Source organism: Vibrio sp. 10N.286.55.E10, assembly GCF_002872555.1.
Classification (GTDB): Bacteria; Pseudomonadota; Gammaproteobacteria; order Enterobacterales; family Vibrionaceae; genus Vibrio; species Vibrio crassostreae.
The window spans coordinates 1-5,882 of the sequence record NZ_MCSD01000045.1 but is presented as its reverse complement, the minus strand read 5'-3'; the positions used below and the strand labels follow the sequence as shown (position 1 = coordinate 5,882).

General features: G+C 38.8%; 7 protein-coding genes. 1 reads left to right on the top strand and 6 read right to left on the bottom strand.

Annotation, left to right across the window (positions count from 1 at the left end; translation table 11 throughout):
• Positions 1-112: 112 nt before the first annotated feature.
• Together BCV39_RS18725 and BCV39_RS18720 are read right to left on the bottom strand one after the other, a co-directional pair.
• The gene (locus BCV39_RS18725; protein WP_102431683.1) at positions 113-544 is read right to left on the bottom strand and encodes a DUF2513 domain-containing protein; all 432 of its coding nucleotides are present in this window, start codon (positions 542-544) and stop codon (positions 113-115) included.
• Between the two features lie 152 nt (positions 545-696).
• On the bottom strand, positions 697-1,737 hold the full coding sequence (locus BCV39_RS18720) for a hypothetical protein (RefSeq protein WP_102431684.1): 1,041 nt from the start codon (positions 1,735-1,737) through the stop codon (positions 697-699).
• 192 nt (positions 1,738-1,929) lie between these two features.
• Between BCV39_RS18720 and BCV39_RS18715 the strand changes: the two genes are divergently transcribed.
• Positions 1,930-2,601, top strand: a complete 672-nt coding sequence (locus BCV39_RS18715) for a hypothetical protein (protein WP_102431685.1) — start codon at positions 1,930-1,932, stop codon at positions 2,599-2,601.
• 129 nt (positions 2,602-2,730) lie between these two features.
• Here BCV39_RS18715 and BCV39_RS18710 read toward each other — a convergent pair whose 3' ends face one another.
• The 4 genes from BCV39_RS18710 to BCV39_RS18685 all read right to left on the bottom strand — a co-directional run bounded on the left by BCV39_RS18710 (position 2,731) and on the right by BCV39_RS18685 (position 5,686).
• On the bottom strand, positions 2,731-3,648 hold the full coding sequence (locus BCV39_RS18710) for a hypothetical protein (RefSeq protein WP_102431686.1): 918 nt from the start codon (positions 3,646-3,648) through the stop codon (positions 2,731-2,733).
• A gap of 137 nt (positions 3,649-3,785) precedes the next feature.
• Complete coding sequence (locus BCV39_RS18705) at positions 3,786-4,211, bottom strand: hypothetical protein (protein ID WP_102431687.1); 426 nt, start codon at positions 4,209-4,211, stop codon at positions 3,786-3,788.
• A gap of 137 nt (positions 4,212-4,348) precedes the next feature.
• Positions 4,349-5,119, bottom strand: a complete 771-nt coding sequence (locus BCV39_RS18695; protein WP_102431688.1) for a DUF2971 domain-containing protein — start codon at positions 5,117-5,119, stop codon at positions 4,349-4,351.
• Between the two features lie 135 nt (positions 5,120-5,254).
• On the bottom strand, positions 5,255-5,686 hold the full coding sequence (locus tag BCV39_RS18685) for a hypothetical protein (RefSeq protein ID WP_102431689.1): 432 nt from the start codon (positions 5,684-5,686) through the stop codon (positions 5,255-5,257).
• Between the last annotated feature and the right edge of the window lie 196 nt (positions 5,687-5,882).

The following is a 5,882-nucleotide window of genomic DNA, read 5'->3' as shown; positions in this document are numbered from 1 at the left end:
CTCCGAAAACATAACGCCGCATTAAGGTGTGAGCGACGCTTGGCTATACTTGAGCGAAGCGAAACTGCCAAGCGTTGCGAATCACTCTTAAATGCTTTGTTAACTGGCGCTCTCAAAAGTCGATACTTTCTAATTTTTTATTCAATATCTTCATGCCGAGCTGTTTCGAGATATCTACAATTGCAGAGAAGCCTTCTCCTTTAAACTTATCTACTATCACATCAAGTACTTTCGGCTCTTCAAGAGACGACAAAAATTCGATACCTGAACTCGTCAGCCTTATTGGTGAGCACACTAGCATAAACTTCATCGGAGCTTGTGGTGAAGCTACTAAACCACTGCTCTTCATGTCATAAATCGGACCTTTGTTAGTAGATAGAAGTCCATTCTCGACGATTAGATGCCAATGAAACACAAATTTTTTATCTGTTCCATCATCCACATTGAGGTATTTCATGTACAACTTCTGCGAGTCCGCATAAGGTTCTTGAGCCTCTTTGATTTCACTAAGAAGCTGTTTTATGTATGCGTAATCTATATCCATTCTTACCTCCGAATGTGATTTTGTCGTAAGCCAGTTAACGCCCAATTAAGGTGTGAGCCACGCTACCACGACACTTAACTGGGATGCCGTAAACACTAAACTGAACCCAACCAAAAAATGCCAAGCGTGGGGAATCACTCTTAAATTGTTTGTTATGTGTCTTTTTGCGGAATGATTGGATACATGCTTTTACCTGCCAACGCTATTATGGGCGCTGAATCATCACCCGCCAACCTAACGAATAGAGTCCCACCTACATCTAACAAAACAATTACTGGCTTTGTTTCACAATAACTATCAACACACTCATTTACAAAAACAGGTGGAACTTGAACTCTAGCATTTGGCGTGTAGTGATAAGACCTTTCTAAACTACCACCAACACCGAGCAAATATAGGACTCTACTAGCAATCTTAGAAGTCACTGGAGGATACAAACAAAACATTACAGCGAGCAAATAGACCAAAGCAGCAGGTCGCTTGATGAAGTTAAGTATTGGCGTATTTTTCCTATATTTACTTGCTGTTTGTTCAAATTCTGTTTTTGGTTTTACTGGAATAAGCGATATATAGCTGAAGAAAACAAAGATAACACAAGACAAGTAAAACTCTGGATCGTCAACCACTAACTCAGTAAATGAAAGAAATTGAACGTAAAGCACAAATGACATATTAGACAATATATTAATAAAGAAAAAACTAAATACTAACAATACGTATTGTTGAGTTGATACCTGTGAAAAATCCAAAGGTAATAACTTTTTATCTGGAGTTAACAAGTAAAAAGAGTATAAAAATGGTATAGCTAAAAACAAAACCAATGGCAGCCACAAACTATAGTCAAGAAAACTGGAAACCCAAAATGAAGTCGGTGCAAGTAAAAAATAAATAACAAAACCAACAATACTCGAAACATACTTATTTGGAATTATGTTAGAGCTTTGATAAAAATATTTGTAATAGTACTTTCCATACAAGTCATCAGTTACAAACACAGCCATGACTACATACATTGCACCGACAATAGAAAACAAAGCAGATAGCGATCCAACTACCACCAATAGAGAGAGCAAAGAATCCATTTCCATAGGAAACGGTATTCTTTCAGAAACTACATACGAAAAAAAGAAGTACCCTCCCAACAAGGTAGATACCATAGAAATATTTTTCACATGCTCTCTAAATTTACTCATCTACTCTCTATCTCCAAGATGTCACTGACACATAACGCTGCGTTAAGTAGTGAGCAACGCGACCACAGAACCCAACCAGACCATCGTAAACACAAAACCTAACGATGGAATGAAAAATGCCATGCGTTGGGAATCTGTCTTAAACGCTTTGTTATGTATAATGCACACACCGAACTAAAATATAAACCACTTATGAAACAAGAAGTAATTGATTGCCTGAAGTTAGACATGAAAATATGTTGGGAACACTTCAGCCAAAAGCTTTCCAGCTTTACTGCTGATGAAATAGTCATAATCTGCAATAACTTATCGCAGTTATATGATGTTTCGACAGATGTAAAGGCTAAAAAAGCAACCGACGCAGACTACAATGCTCTCTACTATGAATCTGGAAGCCCTGAATTAAATGAGTTTCTTCAAGCGATGTTTGACTGTTTCAAAGCTTGGCAAGTATACAGTGACATTGAATTGAGCAAATGCCTATACGCACACACAAATAGAGGTACAGACAATTGGTTTCCCGTTGTGATAATCAATCAGAAGATCAATGAGTTCCAATGCGCAGGTGAGTTAGTCACTGTCTATAGAGGTTGTCACAACACCGAGTTAAAAACAGACAAGTATAAGCAGAGACAATCATGGTCAACTGACTTCAGTGTGGCAAAATCGTTTGCATATCACCACCCTTCCTCTGATACCCCTAGAAATGATCGAATTGTAATCAAAGCAACAGTTAATAAAGAATCGATTCTTTGGGCGAGAAATGCAGAGTCTGAGGTAGTACTAGCCCTCGATTTTACAGCCAAATCTGTATCAACTGCTATGACATATGATGATTTCATAGCTCAAGGTGGAGATGCCTGACCTTTATACATAACGCCGCATTAAGGTGTGAGCAACGCAACCACGAAACTTAACCATACCACCGAAAACACAAAACCCAACGATGGAATGAAAAATGCCATGCGTTGGTAATCACTCTTAAATGCTTTGTTATGTACATTTGACCCACGAATTATTTTCTAATTTCGGGTTAAACCCTATAAAATCAATACCCTCAACTTTAGTTTTATCAAAGCCCCATTCAAAATCCCCAACTAATCTTTCAAAAGCATATTGGAAATAAGCAAATCTCAACTCCCACCTCCAACATTCGCACCTCGCCTCTTGAAAAAACAGGCTATCCACTTCTAAAACTCCACTACTCCGACTTATTGAAGGATACATTTTAAAATTTTGAATATAAGCTCCAGGATTTAAGATCTTATTAATAACGTGATGCGATTTCTGATTTAAATAAGCCTCCCGAAGATTAAAGTAGTCCACTAATCGCTTTGGCAAAATTGAAAAGTGTGGAATCCATTTTTCTTTGTCTAAGTTAAATGTGACGTTCTGATTTGACGTTTTTGGATGTTTTACAAGTTTTGCTAAAACAACTGGAATGAGATAAGACTGTTGGTAGTAACCATTTCGCTCCAAATAGCGGTGTACAAGCAAATAATCTGCTCGTGAAAACTGGGACGGACTCATACTTACTCTGTCAGATACTGTTGTTTTTACTTCAATTAGAGCCCCTTGATATTTTACATCATAGCCACTTTGGTTTACATCCGCATAATTACTAGGTAGAAGTAATTCTGTAATAGCCTCTCCGACATCACCAAGGACATGCTTACTCGCAAACCTTTGAGCAAATAAATTAGGTTGTTCTCCGGATGAGAGTATAGTTTTGGCAACCTCTTTTCTGCTTCTAGGCTTAGGCATTTCCTTCAACGTTTTGTTACTATCAATAATGTCATCAAAATTTTGGTTTTGCTTGTAAGCATGTAGGACATGTTCATCCCACGACTCTTTAATTTTATTCTTTTTAAACAACCCAAATGGGAGGTCAAAAGGGAGTTCAAACGACATATTTTACCTCTTAACTACTTTATAGCGACCAGATGTGTACATAACGCCGCATTAAGGTGTGAGCGGCGCTTGGCTATACTTGAGCGAAGCGAAACTGCCAAGCGTTGCGAATCACTCTTAAATGCTTTGTTATGTGTTTACTCAAAGTAACCCTCGGAAGCAATTGCAACCGATTGAAAGTACAACCCTTCACCTTCTTCTAGGTCAGGAAGAGTTGGACGCCAGAAAGATAACTGAAGCTCTTTAAACACGTAGCTATAGCCTAACTCTGGATCAGAATGATCATAATTACCTTCTAGCTGAACTCGTTCGAGCACATTAGTCGCTAATGTCCTATGTACGTCAATGCCAAACAATGTCGTTGAAAACAACTCAGACGCCGCAGCTTCAATGAACTCAACTCTTCCTTCATTATCAAAATCTACCATGAGACCATCTAAAAAATGATGGCGATGACCATAGATGTAATCAGGAGCTCCGATAACATTGCTCACTTCAGTTTCTGTCATACCAAGCTTGACTGGACCGATTGAGTTTTCTAGTTGAATTTCGAAAATTTCCATTTTTGTCCTAAAAACACATAACGCCGCGTTAAGTAGTGAGCAACGCTACCAATGAACCTAACCATACCACCTTAAACACAAAACCCAACGATGGCATGCAAAATGCCAAGCGTTGGGAATCTGTCTTAAACGCTTTGTTAAGTTGTTTTTAATTTGTAGGCACCTTTAACCATGGTAGCCCGATCTAAAACAACATTTTTATCAAATTGCTTACTAAGCGCATTAACTAATGATTCCAAAAGAGCATAGCTTTCTTGAGTGACCTTAGCTCCCGCAATAACTCTAGAAATTAGCTTTCCATTAAACTTGTGAATGCCGGGACCTTTGTTCATGGTCAACACCCGATACTCAGACTCATATTCCCAGTCAAGTGATTTAGTTAGAAACATCTTTTTTACCGAGTCAAAGCCCCCTCTCGCAGCAGTCACAACAGGCATCTTTTCTGAGTATTCGACAGGATAACCTATAAGGGTTCGTTCGACAGTTTTAGAACCATATTTTGCATCCGAAAAATCAACTTCAAATTCGACTACAAATCCTTTGTGATTATCAGCGTAATGAGACCACATTAGTATATTGTCATCTTTATGGCTCAAGCACAGGATGCCTACTTTCTTCACCACGTCATGATGTAATGCGCCAGACTCTATTTGTTTCTTGATGCCTGCGTCGACCACCCCCTTACTTTGTAAACGCTTTGCAGGTGATAACCCTTTGATGTCGCCAATTTGTTTGTACAATTCTGGATTACTTTGAAAGTATTTTAACGAAGCCTCTACATCGTATTCAGCAATACAATCGAATGGGTCATTAAACCCATCAAACGAGCTAAATTTCAAAGTTTGGTTTCTAAGTACAGCCAAACTACCCTCAGAAAAACTCAAATATTTATATACTTTATGCTTCAAGTAACCTCCGAAACAACTTAACGCCTTGTTAAGGTGTGAGGCACGCAATACCGAAGCTTCCGCATACCACCTTAACCACTAAACCTGACGCATGGTAAAAATGCCACGCGTGCCGAATCACTCTTAAACAATTTGTTAGCAGGACATTACGCAAGTAGCCGATGCTTCATTGACATAACTATAACCTTCGATAGTGACTGTAATCTGCTCTAAACCAAAAACTGACTCTGACGTTATCACTATAGGGAAGTTTAGTCTTATCAGGTCATTATGATTGGGCTTCGTAATGCCAAACCAAAAGCCTACGGTTTTGCCATTTACGAACATATTGGGTTGAGAATATTCGACTTCAGCTAATCCGTAATGAATGAAACCAATAAACTCATTACCATTCGCATCGACGAATTTCGCCCTGACAATGATGTTAGAGTTGGGGTCTAGAGCATCATCTTGGCTAGCTTGACAAATGACAGTGTCATCATGACTATCATCTTTCCATGAGGCAAACTGCCATACTGCATAATCTTGTATATCTTGGGGAGTTATTTCCCATATTTGCTTAACCATGTTACTCCTGTACTGCTAACGCTTAAGTATTTATCCGTTGTCGTAGCACAATGGATAAATACCTGTTGGACTTGGCTGCTTCTATCTATGGAATTTGCTTTTTAGGACTGACTTGCGTTCCACTCTTATCATTAAGACCGGTACCCCGTCAGTGGTTCATTTTCCACTTCTAGCCGCCAATTTATCTACAGCGACT